Source organism: Vibrio sp. 1288, assembly GCF_033344475.1.
On the sequence record NZ_JAWPOX010000710.1, the window covers coordinates 1 to 624 of the forward strand.

General features: G+C 46.8%; 1 pseudogene. It reads left to right on the top strand.

Annotated features, from left to right (window positions below):
• A pseudogene (locus tag R8O11_RS28920) lies at positions 1 to 624 on the top strand (SgrR family transcriptional regulator); the annotation flags it as partial.

A 624-nucleotide genomic window follows, 5' to 3' on the forward strand; every position in this document is an offset into this window, starting at 1 on the left:
CAAACAAGCGTCGACCGATGAAGTGGAACTCGATCCGGGTTGTACCTTCTTGCTGCTTAACAAAAACACCGGCATCGCAAAAGACCCACGTTGGGCCGAATTTTTAAGCCAAACACTAAATAGTCATCAAATCTACGCGCACGTTCCCCAAGATAAAGTGATTGAACTGGGTGTACTGCAAGCATTTGGTTTAAAACCGGGGTGGATTGACTTAAGGCCGACATCAGTGGGTGAAGTCCCGCAACAAGGTAAATCGATTACCGTCGCTTATCAGAAAAAACATCCGATGTTTCCTGTCATTGCCAAAGCAATTAAACATTTGCTCAAACCGCACAGTGTCGATGTCGAGTTTATTCGCTACGATACGCAGCCGCCAAACCCAGAAGAAGTCGACGTTTGGGTAAAAGCAATGGGTATTGCGACCAATCGCAACGATGCATTAGCGGGCTGGCTACTTGATTACAGCGACATCGAAAAATTCAGCGCGGGTTACGATTTTTCAGAATGGGTGACATTAGTCGATCAATGGCGTGCAGGTATTCACGCCGACTTTCCTGCTCGCGAATTAGGAAGGCAGTTAGTGAAAAGCTGTCAGGTTATTCCAATGTTCCATTGCTGGCTTGG